Below are 15,521 nucleotides of genomic sequence, written 5' to 3'. Positions count from 1 at the left end.
ACCTGGTGATGATCGAGGTGCAGAGCGGCGAATACCTGGGAGAGGACGACATCGTCCGCTTCGAGGACCAGTACGGCAGGGTGGTCTGATGCTTCTTGGCTTGTCTCGTTCCTTGTGGGGCTATCGTGGCTTCGTTCTCGGCAGCGTCAAGCGCGAGTTCCAGTCGCGCTACCGCGGGTCGCTGTTCGGCGCGCTGTGGACGGTGCTCAATCCGCTGTCGATGATCGTCGTCTACACGGTGATCTTCTCCCAGGTGATGCGCGCGCGCCTGCCGGGCGTCGACGACGGCCTGGCCTACAGCGTCTATCTCTGCGCCGGGCTGCTGACCTGGGGCCTGTTCGCGGAAATCACCTCGCGCAGCCAGAGCATGTTCATCGAGAACGCCAACCTGCTGAAGAAGATCAGCTTCCCGCGCATCTGCCTGCCGGTCATCGTACTGCTCAACGCCGGGGTCAATTTCGCCATCATCCTCGCCTTGTTCCTCGGCTTTCTCGCACTCAGCGGGCGCCTGCCGGGCGCGGCATTGCTCGCGCTGGTGCCGCTGCTGGCGATCCAGGTGCTGTTCGCGGCGGGACTGGGGATGATCCTCGGGGTGCTCAACGTGTTCTTCCGCGACGTCGGCCAGTTGTTCGGCATCTGCCTGCAGTTCTGGTTCTGGCTGACGCCGATCGTCTATCCGATCGGCATCCTGCCCGAGGGTATCCGCTCGCTGATCGAACTCAACCCGATGACCGCGCTGATGCGCAGCTACCAGCAGCTGTTCCTCCACGGGCAATGGCCGGACTGGCCTTCATTGCTGCCGATCACCCTGCTGGCGCTGCTGCTGTGCGCGCTCGGCCTGCGTCTGTTCCGCCAGCGGGTCGGCGAAATGGTGGATGAACTCTGATGGGACAGATACACGTATCCGGCCTCGGCAAGGCCTACAAGCAGTATCCCAATCGCTGGAGCCGGTTGTTCGAATGGCTGGTGCCTTTCAGCCCTTCGCGCCACCACCTGCACTGGATCCTGCGCGAGGTCGAGTTCACCATCGAGCCGGGCGAGGCGGTCGGCATCGTCGGGGTCAACGGCGCCGGCAAGAGCACCCTGCTGAAGATGATCGCCGGCACCACCCAGCCGACCTGCGGCGAGATCCGCGTGGCCGGCCGGGTCGCCGCGCTGCTCGAGCTGGGCATGGGCTTCCACCCGGACTTCACCGGCCGGCAGAACGTCTTCATGGCCGGGCAACTGCTGGGCATGCAGGTCGAGGAAATCCAGGCGCTGATGCCGGATATCGAGGCCTTCGCCGAAATCGGCGAGGCCATCGAGCAACCGGTGCGCACCTACTCCAGCGGCATGCAGATGCGCCTGGCGTTCAGCGTGGCGACTGCCCGGCGGCCGGACATCCTGATCGTCGACGAGGCCCTGTCGGTCGGCGATGCCTATTTCCAGCACAAGAGCTTCGAGCGCATCCGCAGTTTCCGCAAGGCCGGCACCACCCTGCTGATCGTCTCCCACGACCGCTCGGCGATCCAGTCCATCTGCGACTCCGCGATCCTCCTGGAGCAGGGACGGATGGCCATGCGCGGGCGGCCGGAAGAGGTGATGGACTACTACAACGCCCTGCTCGCCGAGCGCGAGGGGCAGACCGTGCGCCAGGAAATGCTCGCCGACGGCCAGGTGCGGACGATTTCCGGCACCGGCGAGGCAGCGATCCTCGACGTACGGATGGTCGACCAGCGGCAGCGCGCGTTGGAGGTGGTCGAGGTAGGCCAGGCGGTGACGCTGGAAGTCGAGGTCGAAGTTCGCCAGGACATCGAGCGGCTGATCCTCGGCTTCATGATCAAGGACCGCCTCGGCCAGCCGATGTACGGGATCAATACCCACCGCCTGGACAAGGCCCTCACCGACCTGAAGGCCGGCGAGCGCATCACCTACCGCTTCGCCTTCGACATGCGCCTGGGCAAGGGGCACTACTCGGTGGCGCTGAGCCTGTCGCGGCTGGACTCGCACCTGGACCGCAACTTCGAATGGCGCGACTACGGCCTGGTCTTCCATGTCATCAACAATCGCCAGGAAGACTTCGTCGGTTGCTCCTGGCTGGGCGCCGAAACCCATATCAGCCGCTCCGGCGAGGCGGCTCTGGACCCCACTTCCGCGGAGAGCACTCCATGACGCGTCTGTTGGTCGAATGCACCTATGTGTTCGAGCATCCCAAGGTCAATTCCGGTATTCAGCGGGTGGTGCGCAACGTCATCCGCGAGTTGCCGGAAGCCGACGAGACGGTGGAGTGCATCCCGGTGGCAATGCTCGACGGCACCCTGTATCAGGTCCACAGCCTGGCGCCGCTGGACCCACGGCCGCATTCGCCGCTGGTACGCCTGCGCATCCTGGTGGAGCGAGCCGCCAACTACTTCTGGCTGGGCCAGCGCACCCTGGAAAAGCGCCGCCCGTTCCGTTCCTCGCCGTGGGCCCGGCGCCTTCTCTATGTAGCCTGCCGCCTGTTCGCCTTCGCCTTCCTCAGCATTCCGCTGCGCCTGCTCGACCGCATCCTCGGCAAGCAGCAGCCTGCACCCGTGCGCGCGACCCCGCTCGAACATCGGGCCGGCGACCAACTGGTCTTGCTGGACTCCTCCTGGCACGCCGATTTCTTCCCGCTGGCGGAACGCCTCAAGAGCGAGGGCGTGGGCATCGTCTCGGTGATCTACGACCTGATTCCCCTGACCCATCCGCAATTCTGCGATGCCGGCCTGGTCAAGGTGTTCAACCACTGGTTCGACTGGATCGCGGCCACCGCCGACGGCTACGTCGCGATTTCCGAGACCATTCGCGACGAAGTGCGCGCGGAGATGCTGCGGCGCATCGGCCCGGAGAAGGTCGCGCAACGCTGGTTCGATTATTTCCACCTGGGTTCGGAGCTGGACCTGGTGGAGGACGGCGCCTCCGTCGAGCCCGACCTGCTGCGCATGTTCAAGGCCAAGGCGCCGGTATTCCTGATGGTCAGCACCATCGAGCCGCGGAAGAACCACGGTTACCTGCTGGATGCCTTCGAGCGCGCCTGGGCCCAGGGTTCGCAGGTGCGGTTGTGCATCGCCGGACGCATCGGCTGGAAGTGCGAGGCGCTGGTGGAACGGGTGCGGCAGCATCCGGAGCTGAACAAGCGCCTGTTCATGTTCAACGACCTCTCCGACAAGAGCCTGGAGTACGCATACTCCCATGCCGCATCGCTGGTCTTCCCGTCCTATGTGGAAGGTTTCGGCCTGCCGCTGGTGGAGGCCATGCAGCGCGGCCTGCCGGCGATGGGCAGCGACATCCCGGTGTTCCGCGAGATCGGCGGCGAATTCATGGCCTACTTCGACCTTGCCGATCCGCAGACCCTGGCGAACCTGGTCACCCGCTTCGAAGCCACGGGCGAGTTCCCGGCCGAGCGACCGGTCGGCGAATGGCGCTGGATCGGCTGGCACGAAGCGAGTCGGCAACTGATCGCGCGGATCCTGCTCGCCCTCGGCAAGGCCCCGACGCATGGCGAGGCAGTACATGCGGATTGCGGTTAACGCGCGGATTCTCCAGGCGCCGCGGACCGGCATCGGACATTACCTGGTCGAGTTGCTGGGCGCGTTGCAGGCGCACGCGGACTTCGAGTTTTCCCTGTTCCATGGCTGGGGCTGGAGCGGCGACCTGCCGGCGGCGGCGCTGCCCGGCTATTCGCGTCTGTCGCCCTGGCTGCGCAACCTGCCCGGAGCCTACCGGGCACGACGCTGGCTGGAGCAGCGGCGTTTCGATAGCGGTCGGCCGCCGGTCGATCTCTACCATGAGCCCAGTCTCTGGCCGCTGGACTTCGACGGGCCGATGTTGATGACCCTGCACGACCTGACCCACCTGCATTATCCTGCGACGCAACCCGCCGCCCGCTTGCGCGAAATAGAACGCCGGCTGGCGCGCGGGATGGAAAAGGCGCGGTTGATCCTGACCGACTCGCAGGCGATCGCCGACGAGGCGCAGGCGTATTTCGGCCTGCCGCGCGAGCGCTTCGTGGTGGCGCCCCTCGGCCATGCCGCGCGGTTCCGTCCGCGGGACCGGGAGTCCCTGCGCGAGCCCTTGCGCGCGCATGGCCTGGTGCCGCGCGGGTATTTCCTCTGCGTAGGAACCCTCGAACCGCGCAAGAACCTGTCGCTGGCCCTGCGCGCCCATGGGCAACTGCCGGCGGCGGTCCGCCAGCGTTTTCCGCTGATGATCGTCGGCATGCCGGGATGGGAAAGTCGCTCGCTTGACGACGAACTGCGCCAGGCGCTGGCTTCGGGGACGGTGCGGCTGCTCGGCTACCTGCCGGACGAGCGGGTCGCCGAGTTGATGTCGGGCGCTCGGGCGCTGGTCTTCCCCTCGATCTACGAAGGCTTCGGCCTGCCTGTGCTGGAAGCCATGGCCAGCGGCACGCCGGTATTGCTCACGCGACTCTCCGCAATGCCGGAGGTGGCCGGCGAGGCGGGCAGCTATATTGACCCGGATGATGCCAATGGGCTATCTGACATGCTGGTCCGCATGACCGAGGATACCGTCTACTGGGAGTGCTGCCGGGAAGCCGGCCTGCGACGGGCGGAGCAGTTTTCCTGGAAGCGTTGCGCGAATCTCACCGCTGCAGCCTATCGTCGTGCCGTGGAGGGCTGAATGCGGGTACTGCACTTCTACAAGACCTACCTGAGCGAAACGGTAGGCGGGATCGAACAGGTGATCTTCCAGCTTTGCGAGAGCAGCGGGCCGTGGGGGATCGACAACCACGTCCTGACCCTGAGCAGCGACCCGCATCCGCCTGTCGTGCCCTTCGGCGGACATGTGGTGCATCGCGCCAGGCTCGACCTGCAGCTCGCCTCCACCGGTTTTTCCCTGAGCGTGTTCAAGCAGTTCCGCGAGCTGGCGGCGGAGGCGGACGTGGTCAACTACCACTTCCCCTGGCCGTTCATGGACCTGGTGCATTTCCTCACCGGTATGAACAAGCCGAGCGTGGTCACCTACCATTCGGACATCATCCGCCAGCGCGTCCTGTTGAAACTGTACCGGCCGCTGATGAGTCGTTTCCTCCACAGCGTGGATCGCATCGTCGCAGCCTCGCCCAACTACTTCAGTACCAGCGACGTGCTCCGCCAGTACCGGGAAAAGACCCGGGTGATCACCTACGGCCTGGACAAGGACGGCTACCCGAAGCCTGCGGCACAGCGTCTGGAGCACTGGCGAGAGAAACTCGGGCCGCGGTTCTTCCTGTTCGTCGGGGTGATGCGCTACTACAAGGGCCTGCATATCCTGCTGGATGCGTTGCAGGGCACCGATTACCCGGTGGTGATCGTCGGTGCCGGGCCGTTGCAGGCCGAGCTGTATGCCCAGGCCGCGGCGCTGGGGTTGCGCAACGTGCACTTCCTCGGGCGGGTGGACGACGAGGACAAGGTCGCCCTGCTGCAACTCAGCTACGCCATGGTCTTTCCGTCGCACCTGCGTTCCGAGGCGTTCGGCATTTCCCTGCTGGAGGGCGCGATGTACGGCAAGCCGATGATCTCCAGCGAGATCGGCACCGGCACCAGCTACATCAATATCCATGGCGAGACCGGCCTGGTCGTGCCGCCCAGCCAGCCGGCCGCGTTTCGCCAAGCGATGCGCTGGCTCTGGGAGCATCCGCAGCAGGCGGAGGAAATGGGCAGGAACGCGGAGGCCCGCTATCGGCAACTGTTCACCGCCGAAGAGATGGGGCGTCGCTGGAGCGAGCTGTACCGTGAACTGCTGGAGGAAAAGGCTTCTTCCAGATACGTGAAGGCCGCTCGGTAAGGAGCGGCCTACGGTACAGTTCAGGCTGGGCCGAACCGGGGCGTTACAGTATCGCTTAGCGCCAGAACGGCTTGTTCAGCTCGGCGTAGCGCTGGGCTTCGCTGATGCCGGCGTCGGCGAGCAGGCGGGAGTCCAGGCGGGCCAGCTGGCGACGGCTCTGGATGCGGCGCTGCCACAGTTTCATGGTGCCCAGCAGGCTGCTGCTGCGGCGGTTGGAGCGAGCGATGTCGAAAGTGTTGGAACCGAGGGTACGTTCCATGATGTGTCGATCCTTCCCACTTGTGGTGGGTAGTCAGGTTGCTAGTGATTAACTGAGCAATATGATCTGACTAACAGGTCAACAAGAATAGGAACAGTTGCGGAGAATTGCGTTGGATCACCGGGGTGTGTTTCCGAACTGTATGGGTTGTTTCGGTGCGTAACTGTACCGCTCTGCACCGTCATGGTGCGTTACCGAAAGAAACAACGAAGTGTTACAGCAGGAAAAGCGAAAGGGCCGGGTGGGCGTGTTGCGATGGCGGCAAGAGAAAAGGCCGCCGAAATATGTTTTTACGTGGTTTTTTCTGCCCTGTCCAGACGCCCGGAAGAATTAATCGTCCGGGCGCTGGAAATAGTTGCGGATGAAACGGTTCAGCCTCAGCCGGCCAGCATGTGTCCGCGTTCTTCCAGGTTCAGGTGCCAGGCCAGCGCCTCGCGCAACAGATGCGGCGTGTGGCCGCCTTTCGCGCAAGCCGCCTCGAAGTAGTCCAGCAGCGGTGCCTGGTAGGACGGGTGGACACAGTTCTCGATGATCACCCGGGCCCGTTCGCGAGGCGCCAGGCCGCGCAGGTCGGCGAGGCCCTGCTCGGTGACGAGGATGTCGACGTCGTGCTCGGTGTGGTCGACGTGGCTGACCATCGGCACCACGCTGGAAATGTTGCCGCCCTTGGCGATCGACTTGGTGACGAAGATCGCCAGGTGCGCGTTGCGGGCGAAGTCGCCGGAGCCGCCGATGCCGTTCATCATCTTGGTGCCGCCGACGTGGGTCGAGTTGACGTTGCCGTAGATGTCGAACTCCAGCGCCGTATTGATGCCGATGATGCCCAGGCGACGGACCACCTCGGGGTGGTTGGAGATTTCCTGCGGGCGCAGCACCAGCTTGTCCTTGTAACGCTCCAGGTTACCGAACACGTCGGCGTTGCGCCGCGGCGACAGGGTGATCGAGCTGCCCGAGGCGAAGCGCAGCTTGCCGGCGTCGATCAGGTCGAAGGTCGAGTCCTGCAGCACTTCGGAGTACATGGTCAGGTTCTCGAACGGCGACTCGATCAGGCCGCACATCACCGCGTTGGCGATGCTGCCGATACCGGCCTGCAGCGGGCCGAGGCTGTTGCTCATGCGTCCGGCGTCGACCTCGCGCTTGAAGAAATCGATCAGGTGGTTGGCGATGGCCTGGGTCTCGCCGTCCGGCGGCAGCACGGTGGATGGCGAGTCCGGCTGGTCGTTGATGACGATGGCGACGATCTTCTCCGGCGGGATCGGGATCGCCGTGCTGCCGATGCGGTCGTCGACGCGGGTCAGCGGGATCGGCGTGCGGGTCGGCCGGTAGGTTGGGATATAGATGTCGTGCAGGCCTTCCAGGTTGGTGCTGTGGGCCAGGTTGATCTCGACGATGACCTGCTTGGCGAAGATCGCGAAGCTCGCCGAGTTGCCCACCGAGGTGGTCGGCACGATGTGGCCCTGCTCGGTGATCGCGGCGGCTTCGATGACGGCGATGTCCGGCAGCTTCAGCTGGTGGTTGCGCAACTGCTCGACGGTTTCCGAGAGATGCTGGTCGATGAACATCACTTCGCCGGCGTTGATCGCCTTGCGCAGGGTGCTGTCGACCTGGAACGGCATGCGCCGGGCGAGCACGCCGGCCTCGGTGAGCTGCTTGTCGAGGTCGTTGCCGAGGCTGGCGCCGGTCATCAGGCTGATACGCAGCGGACGTTCCTTGGCGCGCATGGCCAGCGCCTGGGGTACGGCCTTGGCCTCGCCGGCGCGGGTGAAACCGCTCATGCCGACGGTCATGCCGTCCTGGATCAGGTCGGCGGCTTCGGCCGCACTCATCACCTTGTCGAGCAGGGAGGGCAGGCGCACGCGATCACGGTACATGGAACGAACCTCAGACGACGAATTATTAGAGGCCGCCAGTCTAGGGTTTCCGCGATTTTTCGCCTTTATACCAAGGTCGAAGCGCCATTCAGCGGGCTTATGGGCGGATTGCCAGGACCACCACGCCCGCTGTCACCAGGCCTACGCCGAGCCATTGGCGCAGGTCCAGGCGTTCGCCGAGGAGGGCCACGCCGAGCAGTGCCACCAGCACCACGCTGAACTTGTCCAGCGGCGCCACCAGCGACGCCGGGCCGAGCTTGAGGGCGCGGAAATAGCAGATCCAGGAGGCACCGGTGGCCAGCCCGGAGAGCACCAGGAACAGCCAGCTGCGCGGCGGGATGCTGCCCGGGGCCTGGAACTTGCCCAGGACCGCGAGGATGCCGCCGAGGGTGACGAGGATCACCAGGGTGCGGATGAAGGTGGCGAAGTCCGAATCGACCCGGTCAAGGCCGATCTTGGCGAAGATCGCGGTCAGCGCGGCGAACAGCGCCGAAAGCAGTGCCCAGAAGGCCCAGGATGCCAGCATGTCGTCCTCCTCCGGGCTTTCTCCACGGGCTGCGCCGCTACAGGGCTTCCAGCTTGGCGTAGCCGAGCATCAGCCACTTGCTGCCTTCGCTCTCGAAGTTCACCTGCACCCGGGCCTGGGCGCCGGCGCCTTCGAAGTTGAGGATAGTCCCTTCGCCGAACAGCGCGTGGCGCACCCGCTGGCCGAGGGAGAAGGGCGTCTCCGGCACCCCGGCGCCGCTGAACAGGCTGCCGCCGGCGTTGCGCGAAGTGCCGCCGTAGGGGCGGCTGACGGTATTGGACAGGCGCACTTCCTGGATCAGCGACGGTGGGATCTCGCGGATGAAGCGCGAAACCTTGTTGTAGGTCTCGCTGCCGTAGAGCCGGCGGGTCTCCGCGTAGGTCAGGACCAGTCGCTGCATGGCGCGGGTGACGCCGACGTAGGCCAGGCGGCGTTCCTCTTCCAGGCGGCCGGATTCCTCCAGGCTCATCTTGTGCGGGAACAGCCCTTCCTCCATGCCGACCAGGAACACCAGCGGGAACTCCAGGCCCTTGGCGCTGTGCAAGGTCATCAGTTGGATACTGTCCTCGTGGGCGTCGGCCTGGGTTTCCCCGGCCTCCAGGGAGGCGTGGCTGAGGAAGGCCTGCAGCGGGGTGAGGTCTTCCTCTTCCTCGCTGTTCTCGAAGGCGCGGGCGGCGCTGACCAGTTCCTCGAGGTTCTCCACCCGGGCCTGGCCTTTCTCGCCTTTTTCTTCCTTGTGGTAGCTGATCAGTCCGGACTGCTCGATCACCGTCTGGGTCATCAGGTGCAGCGGCATGTCCATGACCTTCGCCGAAAGATTCTCGATCAGCTCGACGAAGCCGGTCAGGGCGCTGGCGGCGCGGCCGGGCAGGACCTTGTTGGCGATCATCAGGCGAATCGCCTCCCACATCGACACATCGTTGCCGCGGGCGAATTCGCGGATGCTCTCCACGGTCTTCTCGCCGATGCCGCGTGCCGGCACGTTGACCACCCGTTCCAGCGCCGCGTCGTTGCCGCGGCCGTCGAGCAGGCGCAGGTAGGCCATGGCGTTCTTGATTTCGGCACGCTCGAAGAAGCGCTGGCCGCCGTAGATGCGGTAGGGAATCTTCTCCCGCAGCAGGGCTTCCTCCAGCACCCGCGACTGGGCGTTGGAGCGGTAGAGGATGGCGATCTCGCTGCGCGCCAGGCCGCCTCTGAGCGCGCTCTCGATCGACTCGACCACGTAGCGCGCCTCGTCGTGCTCGTTGAACGCGGCGTACAGGCTCAGCGACTCGCCGTCCTCGCCGTCGGTCCACAACTCCTTGCCCAGGCGTCCCTGGTTGTTGGCGATCAGGGCGTTGGCGGCCTTGAGGATCGACGCGGTGGAACGGTAGTTCTGCTCCAGGCGGATCACCTCGGCGTCGGCGAAGTCGTCGCTGAACTGTTGGATGTTCTCGATCCGTGCGCCACGCCAGCCGTAGATCGACTGGTCGTCGTCACCGACCACCATCAGGCTGTCGCCGCCCTTGGCAAGAATCCGCAGCCAGGCGTATTGCACGGCGTTGGTGTCCTGGAACTCGTCCACCAGGATATGGCGGAAGCGCCGCTGGTAGTGCTCGAGCACGCCGGGATGGTCGCGCCAGAGGTCCAGGGCGCGCAGCAGCAGCTCGGAGAAGTCGATCACCCCGGCGCGGGCGCAGGCCGCCTCGTAGGCTTCGTAGATCTTCAGCATGGTGGCGAGGAACAGGTCGCCGCCGGGCTGGATGTGTTGCGGCCGCAGGCCCTCGTCCTTCTGCCCGTTGATGAACCACTGGGCCTGGCGCGCCGGCCAGCGCTGCTCGTCGAGGCCGAGTTCGCGGATCACCCGCTTGACCAGGCGTTGCTGGTCGTCGCTGTCGAGGATCTGGAAGTTCTCGCTCAGCCCGGCCTCGCGCCAGTGCGCGCGCAGCAGGCGATGGGCGAGGCCGTGGAAGGTGCCGACCCACATGCCCGCCGGATTGATCCCGAGCAACTGCTCGATGCGGTGGCGCATCTCCGCCGCCGCCTTGTTGGTGAAGGTCACCGACAGGATGCTGTAGGGCGAGGCGTGCTCGACCTGGATCAGCCAGGCGATCCGGTGCACCAGCACGCGGGTCTTGCCCGAGCCGGCGCCGGCGAGGACCAGTTGGCGGCCCAGCGGCGCGGCCACGGCCTGGCGCTGCGGGTCGTTGAGGGAGTTCAGCAGGAGGGAGAGGTCGTCGTTCATCGCGGCATTCTACCGGGGCGGGGAAAAGCCGGGCAAACCGGGCCGCCATTCGGCGCAGGCCGGCGCAGCGTCGGGCCTGGCTGCGGAAAAATGCTCTATCCCGGCCTTGGGCAGCCTGCCCCTGCTCGGTTATGCTCCGGCCACTTCAAGGCAAACCACTACAAGAACAAGCGCCTATGACCGTCCATGTCGAGCCCTTGGCGCTGCCGGGCGGCAGCACCGATGTACTGCGGCTCTACGCCCGCGAAATCGCCATCGAGCGTACCCGGCTCCTTTATCTCGGCTCGCGCACGCCGACCCTGCTCATGCTGCTCGGCGGCGTGACCAGTGCCTGCCTGGTGTGGGGCAAGGTCAGCAGCTGGCTGCTCGGCGGCTGGCTGGTCTGGCTGGTGTTGCTCGCCGTCCTGCGCCTGCTGCAGGTCGCCGCCTTCCAGCAGGCCGACAGCCGTCGCCAGGCCAGCCGCCACTGGCGGCGGACCTTCCTGTGCGGCGCCGGCGCCTCGGGCCTGACCCTGGCGTTCGCGGTGATCATGCTGGTCCCGGCCGATGCCTTCCTCCAGCAGGTGCTGGTGTTCGGCCTGGTGGCGGCGGCGATCCTCTCCGCCAGCGTCGCCTATGCGGTGAGCCTGCCGGCCTTCCTCACCTTCGCCTTGCCGGGCCTGCTGCCGTCCATCGTTTTCCTGCTGTTACAGCCGCATAGCCTGTTGCAGGGCTGGGGCGTGCTCGGCCTGATCCTGCTGGTGGCGCTGCTGGTGGTCGCCGGGCAGATCCACCGGCTGGTGCAGGGCGCGCTGCTGCGACGCTTCCAGACCCAGGCGCTGAACCTGCACCTGGAACGCGTCAATGCGGAGGCCGAAGCGCTCAATCGCAAGCTCGCCCAGGAGGTCGGCCAGCGGCGCCTGGTCGAACGCGAGCTGCGCGCCGCCCGCGACGCTTTGCAGCGCCGGGTGGAGGCGCGCACCGAGGAGCTTGGCGCGACCAGCCAGGCGCTCAGCCAGAGCGAGGCGCGCCTGGCCATGGCCCTGGAGGCCAGCGAACTGGGGTTGTGGGACTGGGACCTGGAGAGCGGCCGGGTCCAGCATTCCTATCTCGAGGCGGTCTTCAGCGACGCCGGGGACGGTCCCGAGGACTATCGCAGGCTGATCGAAAGCATCCACCCCGGCGACCTGCCGCGCATCCGTCGCGCCCTCGCCGAACATCTCAAGGGGCGCAGCGAGCTGTACCGGGTGGAGTACCGCGTGCGCGACCGGGAGGGCGGCTGGCGCTGGCTGGAGGATCGTGGCCGGGCCATGGCTCGCGACCCGCGGGGACGGGTGACGCGGATGCTCGGCACGCGCAGCGACATCAGCGCGCGCAAGCGCCTGGAAGAGCAGCAGCAACTGGCCGCGACAGTGTTCGAGGCGGCCAGCGAGAGCATCGTGATCCTCGATCCGGCCTACAACCTGCTGGCGGTCAACCAGGCCTTCAGTCGCATCACCGGCTATCGCCGCGAGGACGTGGTCGGGCGCAACGCCAGCCTGCTGGTGAATACCCCCGAGGCCCAGCGCCACTACCGGCAGATCCGCGCCGAGCTGCGCCAGCACGGGCAGTGGCAGGGCGAACTGGTGGATACGCGGAAGAATGGCGATCCCTATCCCCAATGGCTGCAGCTCAACCTGCTGCGCGACGGCAATGGCGAGGCGACCCACATCGTCGGTTTCTTCACCGATCTCAGTGCCCGCCGCGACGTCGAGGAGCGCCTGCGTCACCTGCTGCACTACGACGAACTGACCGGCCTGGCCAACCGCCGGTTGTTCCGCGAGCGGCTGCACGAGGCGGCCCAGCGGGCGCGCCAGGAGGAGGGCGGGCTGGCCCTGCTGCTGATCGACCTGGACCGCTTCAAGCTGCTCAACGACAGCCTCGGCCACGAGGTCGCCGACCAGTTGCTCAGGGAGATGGCCCAGCGCCTGCGGCGCACCGCGCCGGAAGCCAACACCCTGGCGCGTCTGGCCGGCGACGAGTTCGCCATTCTCCTCGATGGCGGCACCGGCACCGCGGCCCTGTCGCGCCTGGCCGAACGCCTGCTGGTCCAGTTGCGCCAGCCGGTGAGCGTGCTCGGCCACGAGTTGATCCTCGGCGCCTCGCTGGGGATCAGCCTGTTTTCCGAGCAGGCACGGGAAATCTCCGTGCTGATGAGCCAGGCGAACCTGGCGATGCAACATGCCAAGCAACTCGGCGGCAATACCTTCCAGTTCTTCCGCGACAACCTGCAGGACAGCACCCTCGAACGCCTGCGCCTGGAAACCCGGTTGCGCAAGGCGGTCGAGGAGGGCCAGCTGGACGTGCATTACCAGCCCAAGCTGTGCCTGGCCAGCGCCCGCCCGGACTCGGTCGAGGCGCTGGTGCGCTGGCACCATCCGGAGGAGGGCATGATCCCGCCGTCGACCTTCATCGGCCTCGCCGAGGAGTGCGGGTTGATCGGCGAGATCGGTGAATTCGTCCTGCGCCGGGCCTGCCTGCAGGCCGCCGAGTGGAGCCAGCGGGGCCTGAACCTGCGGGTCTCGGTGAACCTCTCGGTCCACCAGTTGCGCCAGGGCGACCTGCTCGACGTAGTGCGCTCGGCGCTTGCCGACAGCGGCCTGCCGGCGGCGCAACTGGAGCTGGAGTTGACCGAAAGCCAGTGGCTGGACGCCCTCGATAGTGTCCTGGCGACCTTCCGCCAGTTGCGCGAGATGGGGGTGAAGCTATCGGTCGACGACTTCGGCACCGGCTATTCCTCGCTCAGCTACCTGAAGCGCCTGCCGCTGGACTACCTGAAGATCGACCAGTCGTTCGTCCGCGACCTGACCCAGAACAGCGAGGATGCGGCGATCATCCGGGCGATCATCGCCATGGCCCACAGCCTCGACCTGAAGGTAGTCGCCGAAGGCGTGGAAACCATCGAGCAGCGGGACTTCCTGGTGGCCCAGCGTTGCGACGAGCTGCAGGGCTACCTGATCGGCCGGCCGTTGCCGGCCCATGCCCTGGAGGAAGGTTTGCGCCAGGCTCGTTGAACGCGATCCGGCGGAGTATGCTGTAGCACTTTCGACTCCCACGAATTAAGGACGATTCATGCGCTCGAAGCCGCTTCTTCCCGCCCTCCTGCTGGTGGGCGCCGGTCTCTCCCCGCTGGCCCAGGCCAGCAGCGACGACTCCTGCTATCCCGATTGGTCGCTGGTCGGCGGCGGTGTCTGCGATACCCTGCCGTTCCTCGCCCCGGGCAACGACACCCGCGCCAACCTGCGCCTGCTGCTGGCCGACGCCGGCCACTGGCGGCTGGTGGAGGCGCCGCCGTCGGAGGAAGAGAAGCTCGAAGGCTACGGCCTGGTGCCGTTCGGCCTGTTCCGCCTGCTGCCCGGCGACGGCAGCCAGCCGCCCGCGCCGCCGGCGGCGAGCGAGGCCGAGACACCGCCGCCTGCGCCAGCGCCCTCGCCGCTCGCGGAACTGGCCCGGCAGATGGGCGCCGAAGCGCTACCGGAAAAGATCGCCGGCGCCGAATTCTTCGAGGGCGAGGGCAGCCGCTGCCGCAGCAACGACCAGGACAGCGCGCTGGCGTTTCTTAGCCAGGTGCGTGACGCCGGGCTGGGCGAGGCGGAGACCAAGGCCCTGGCCAACAGCCGCCTGGACCTGCTCGGTGCCTGCGGCTGGGAACAAGAGGAACTGGGCGGTGTGCTCGCGCAAGGCGTCGAGTCGGCCGCAGGCAAGGCCTTCGCCACGTACCTGGAGGCTGCGGCCAACTTCTACAGTGGTCGCTTCGACGAAGCCGAACAGGGCTTCAAGGCGTTGCAGGACGTGTCGCAGCCCTGGCTGAAGGAAACCGCCCTGTACCTGCAGGCGCGCACCCTGCTCAACGCCGCCCAGCAGAACGCCTTCGACGACATGGGCTTCCCCGAGCTGCAGAATGTCGACAAGGCTCGCCTGGAACAGACCCGCAGCGCCCTCGAGGCCTACCTGCAGGCGTATCCGAAGGGGCTCTACGCCGCCTCGGCCAAGGGCTTGCAACGGCGCGTGCATTGGCTGGCCGGCGACCAGAAGCTGCTGGCCCAGGACTATGCCGCGCAATTCGCCGAAGCCGAGCAAGGGCAGCGCAACATGGCCCTGGAAGACCTGGTCCAGGAGGTCGACAACAAGCTCCTGACCGGTATCCAGCTCGGCGACATCCAGACTCCGCTGCTGCTGGCGGTGGCCGACCTGGTGCAGATGCGCGCCCACGATCCGTCGACCCCGCGCAGCTTCACCTGGGAAACGCTGCAGGCCCAACAGGCCAGCTTCGCCGCGCATCCCGAACTGTTCGCCTACCTGCAGGCGGCCTATCGCTTCTATGTCGACCAGGATCCGGCGAAGACCCTCGAAGCGCTGCCGCAAAAGGTCGGCAGCCTCGACTACGTCGGCTTCAGCCAGCAGACCCTGCGCGGGCTGGCGCTGGAGCAGCAGAAGGACTGGAAAGCCGCCGAGGCGCTCTGGCTGGAACTGTTGCCGCAGGCCGCGCAGCCGTACCAGAAGGGCCAGTTGCAGCTGGCCCTGGCGCTCAACTACGAGCGCAGCGGCCAGTTGGAAAAGGTCTTCGCCGAAGGTTCGCCGGTCCAGGAGCCGCTGCTGCGCAGCATCCTCCTGCGCAACGTCGCCGACGCCGCGCTGTTGCGCCGCCAGGCCAAGCAGGGCGCGACGGCGGAAGAGCGCGACAGCGCGCTGTTCACTCTCCTTTACAAGGACCTGCGCCGCAGCCGCTTCGCCGACTTCGGCAAGGACTTCGCGCTGCTCGGCGAAACCCCCTCGCAGACCAAGCTGGGCACCAGCCTCGGCTATGTCTACGGCGCCGGTAACAGCCTGGAGCTG

12 protein-coding genes are annotated in these 15,521 nt (G+C 66.4%); 8 read left to right on the top strand and 4 right to left on the bottom strand.

The annotated features are described in order from the left end of the window. The 6 genes from FFS27_RS14615 to wbpZ form a co-directional block, all read left to right on the top strand. The coding region (locus FFS27_RS14615) for a hypothetical protein (protein ID WP_134392922.1) at positions 1 to 89 on the top strand (89 nt) is incomplete at its 5' end. Further along, positions 89 to 886 (top strand): ABC transporter permease, encoded by a 798-nt coding sequence (locus FFS27_RS14610; protein WP_003096887.1) that lies wholly within the window; start codon positions 89 to 91, stop codon positions 884 to 886. The genes FFS27_RS14615 and FFS27_RS14610, both read left to right, overlap by 1 nt. Continuing rightward, positions 886 to 2,151, top strand: coding sequence for an ABC transporter ATP-binding protein (locus tag FFS27_RS14605; RefSeq protein ID WP_021263198.1), 1,266 nt, complete (start codon positions 886 to 888; stop codon positions 2,149 to 2,151). Before FFS27_RS14610 ends, FFS27_RS14605 begins: the two co-directional genes overlap by 1 nt. Further along, positions 2,148 to 3,530 carry a glycosyltransferase family 4 protein gene (locus FFS27_RS14600; RefSeq protein WP_003110353.1) on the top strand — a complete coding sequence of 461 codons (1,383 nt, stop codon included), beginning with the start codon at positions 2,148 to 2,150 and terminating at the stop codon, positions 3,528 to 3,530. The genes FFS27_RS14605 and FFS27_RS14600 overlap by 4 nt, the downstream gene beginning before the upstream one ends. Further along, positions 3,514 to 4,641, top strand: a complete 1,128-nt coding sequence (locus FFS27_RS14595) for a glycosyltransferase family 4 protein (protein WP_003102573.1) — start codon at positions 3,514 to 3,516, stop codon at positions 4,639 to 4,641. Before FFS27_RS14600 ends, FFS27_RS14595 begins: the two co-directional genes overlap by 17 nt. After that, entirely contained in the window at positions 4,642 to 5,787 is a 1,146-nt protein-coding gene (gene wbpZ / locus FFS27_RS14590; RefSeq protein ID WP_004364722.1) for a D-rhamnosyltransferase WbpZ, read from the top strand. 55 nt (positions 5,788 to 5,842) lie between these two features. Here the strand turns inward: wbpZ and FFS27_RS14585 are convergent, their stop codons facing one another. From FFS27_RS14585 to uvrD, 4 genes are all read right to left on the bottom strand, one after another. Further along, on the bottom strand, positions 5,843 to 6,046 hold the full coding sequence (locus FFS27_RS14585; RefSeq protein WP_003096877.1) for a DUF1127 domain-containing protein: 204 nt from the start codon (positions 6,044 to 6,046) through the stop codon (positions 5,843 to 5,845). Positions 6,047 to 6,423: 377 nt separating this feature from the next. Next, positions 6,424 to 7,917 carry an acetyl-CoA hydrolase/transferase family protein gene (locus tag FFS27_RS14580; RefSeq protein WP_003096875.1) on the bottom strand — a complete coding sequence of 498 codons (1,494 nt, stop codon included), beginning with the start codon at positions 7,915 to 7,917 and terminating at the stop codon, positions 6,424 to 6,426. 97 nt (positions 7,918 to 8,014) lie between these two features. Continuing rightward, entirely contained in the window at positions 8,015 to 8,443 is a 429-nt protein-coding gene (locus FFS27_RS14575; RefSeq protein ID WP_003142106.1) for an EamA family transporter, read from the bottom strand. A gap of 37 nt (positions 8,444 to 8,480) precedes the next feature. Beyond that, positions 8,481 to 10,667 carry a DNA helicase II gene (uvrD, locus tag FFS27_RS14570; RefSeq protein ID WP_003142104.1) on the bottom strand — a complete coding sequence of 729 codons (2,187 nt, stop codon included), beginning with the start codon at positions 10,665 to 10,667 and terminating at the stop codon, positions 8,481 to 8,483. A 176-nt stretch (positions 10,668 to 10,843) separates the two neighbouring features. Between uvrD and FFS27_RS14565 the strand changes: the two genes are divergently transcribed. Further along, positions 10,844 to 13,699, top strand: coding sequence for a putative bifunctional diguanylate cyclase/phosphodiesterase (locus FFS27_RS14565; RefSeq protein WP_003096868.1), 2,856 nt, complete (start codon positions 10,844 to 10,846; stop codon positions 13,697 to 13,699). A 58-nt stretch (positions 13,700 to 13,757) separates the two neighbouring features. After that, positions 13,758 to 15,521: outer membrane assembly lipoprotein YfiO (locus tag FFS27_RS14560; protein ID WP_137952073.1), on the top strand; the 1,764-nt coding region annotated here is incomplete at its 3' end.

This window comes from Pseudomonas sp. 2VD (assembly GCF_005503585.1).
In the GTDB taxonomy this organism is placed as follows: Bacteria; Pseudomonadota; Gammaproteobacteria; order Pseudomonadales; family Pseudomonadaceae; genus Pseudomonas; species Pseudomonas aeruginosa.
The sequence above is the reverse complement of the archived record's forward strand: the minus strand, read 5'-3'. Positions and strand labels throughout refer to the sequence as shown.

Excerpts from the sequence above, each read along its gene's own strand:
- FFS27_RS14565 (WP_003096868.1), top strand. The coding sequence starts at position 10,844 with ATGACCGTCCATGTCGAGCCCTTGGCGCTGCCGGGCGGCAGCACCGAT.
- uvrD (WP_003142104.1), bottom strand. The coding sequence starts at position 10,667 with ATGAACGACGACCTCTCCCTCCTGCTGAACTCCCTCAACGACCCGCAG.
- FFS27_RS14605 (WP_021263198.1), top strand. The coding sequence starts at position 886 with ATGGGACAGATACACGTATCCGGCCTCGGCAAGGCCTACAAGCAGTAT.
- FFS27_RS14610 (WP_003096887.1), top strand. The coding sequence starts at position 89 with ATGCTTCTTGGCTTGTCTCGTTCCTTGTGGGGCTATCGTGGCTTCGTT.
- FFS27_RS14575 (WP_003142106.1), bottom strand. The coding sequence starts at position 8,443 with ATGCTGGCATCCTGGGCCTTCTGGGCACTGCTTTCGGCGCTGTTCGCC.
- FFS27_RS14585 (WP_003096877.1), bottom strand. The coding sequence starts at position 6,046 with ATGGAACGTACCCTCGGTTCCAACACTTTCGACATCGCTCGCTCCAAC.
- wbpZ (WP_004364722.1), top strand. The coding sequence starts at position 4,642 with ATGCGGGTACTGCACTTCTACAAGACCTACCTGAGCGAAACGGTAGGC.
- FFS27_RS14580 (WP_003096875.1), bottom strand. The coding sequence starts at position 7,917 with ATGTACCGTGATCGCGTGCGCCTGCCCTCCCTGCTCGACAAGGTGATG.
- FFS27_RS14595 (WP_003102573.1), top strand. The coding sequence starts at position 3,514 with ATGCGGATTGCGGTTAACGCGCGGATTCTCCAGGCGCCGCGGACCGGC.
- FFS27_RS14600 (WP_003110353.1), top strand. The coding sequence starts at position 2,148 with ATGACGCGTCTGTTGGTCGAATGCACCTATGTGTTCGAGCATCCCAAG.